3 protein-coding genes are annotated in these 1,386 nt (G+C 73.3%); 1 reads left to right on the top strand and 2 read right to left on the bottom strand.

Annotated features, from left to right (window positions below; all coding sequences use genetic code 11):
• Both GT354_RS38625 and GT354_RS38620 read right to left on the bottom strand, forming a co-directional pair.
• Positions 1-752, bottom strand: a 752-nt coding sequence (locus tag GT354_RS38625) for a 5-oxoprolinase subunit PxpA (RefSeq protein WP_161361045.1), incomplete at its 3' end; no start/stop codon positions are given.
• The gene (locus GT354_RS38620; RefSeq protein ID WP_161361044.1) at positions 749-934 is read right to left on the bottom strand and encodes a hypothetical protein; all 186 of its coding nucleotides are present in this window, start codon (positions 932-934) and stop codon (positions 749-751) included. The genes GT354_RS38625 and GT354_RS38620, both read right to left, overlap by 4 nt.
• Positions 935-1,173: 239 nt before the next feature.
• Here GT354_RS38620 and GT354_RS38615 point away from each other — a divergent pair, with 239 nt between their 5' ends.
• Positions 1,174-1,386, top strand: a complete 213-nt coding sequence (locus GT354_RS38615) for a dihydrofolate reductase family protein (RefSeq protein WP_237535874.1) — start codon at positions 1,174-1,176, stop codon at positions 1,384-1,386.

The following is a 1,386-nucleotide window of genomic DNA, read 5'->3' as shown; positions in this document are numbered from 1 at the left end:
GTGTCGCCGTGCAGGCACAGCGACCGGGCGGAGACACCGATCCGCTCGCCGGTCAGCGCGACCACCGCGCCCTCACGCGCGATCGACAGCGCGCGCGCCACGACCAGATCGCCGTCGTGCACCACGGCCCCCGGCTCGCGGCGCGGGACCAAGGTGGCCTGCGCGGTGTACGCCCGATCGGCGAACGCCTCGGCCACGGCTGGGAGTTCGGCCGCGCGGGCGGCGTCCAGAAGCCGCGATCCCGGTAGTCCGAGCACGGGCAGCGCGGAGTCGGGCGACGCGAGCCGGGCCCCTGTGACGACGGCGCCGGCTTGCTCCTCGTCCCACACGGTGCGGTTGTACAGCGCGCCGTGCGGCTTGACGTACGCCACGTGCGATCCCGCCGCGCGGGCGAAGGCCGCCAACGCACCGATCTGGTAGGCAACTTCGTCGGCGAGCTCGTCGGGGGGCACGTCCATCGCGCGACGGCCGAAGCCGGCCAGGTCGCGATAGGAGACCTGGGCGCCGATGCGCACCCCGCGTTCGGCGGCGAGCGCGCACACCCGGCGCATCGTGGACGGATCGCCGGCGTGGAAGCCGCACGCGACGTTGGCGCTGGTGACCACGGACAACAGGGCCTCGTCGTCGGTCAGCGTCCAACGCCCGAACCCCTCGCCGAGGTCGGCGTTCAGGTCGATCACGGGGGCAACCACCGGGCCGCCCGCGGGGGCGGTTGTCGGTTCGCTCGCGGGAGGGCGCTCGGCATCACTCATGCGGGCGTCTCCCCGATGGCGTCGAGGATCATGTGTCGCGCGTCGTCGCGGTAGCGGTGCGGCACGCTCTCCGTCTCCGCGGCGCCGGCTTCCGCGCCGACCACGGCAGCCGCCGGGGCGTCGAGGCGTACCGAGGGCGCGGCGGAGGCGGCCCGCAGGCCCGTGATCTCGTTTCGGGCCATGCGAGTCCCCCGGAGTACGTCAGGTTTGATGGGATTGTTCAACAAATCCCTCCCGCCCGGCAACCCGGGACCCACGCGACGCACTTCGCCGCCCCGACCTCCCGACCCGATCCGTCCCGACCCAACCCGATCCTTCCCCATCCAGCTCAATCAGTCCCGACCCGACTCAGCCCAACCCAAGCAACCCACCCCGACCCGATCTCGCCCCTTCCCGCTCGCCGCACGAAAGTCACGCCCGGTTGGCCCAGTCGCTGCCGGCCGCCGGGCAGATCGACGAACTGCGCCTGGTGATCGCCCCGGTGGTGGGTATCGGCCGACGGCTGTTCCCCGTGGGCGGAGCGCCCGCCGGCTTGCCGCTCGCGCGCAGCGAGACGACGCCGGGCGGACTCGCAGTACACGTCTACGAGTCGACGGGGCTCCCCACGTACGGCACTTACGGGGCCGGGGCGTAG

Origin of the sequence: Streptomyces sp. SID3343 (assembly GCF_009865215.1) — a bacterium.
Taxonomy (GTDB): Bacteria; Actinomycetota; Actinomycetes; order Streptomycetales; family Streptomycetaceae; genus Embleya.
Note: the sequence above shows the minus strand (reverse complement) of the source record. Positions and strands in the feature narration are given on the sequence as shown.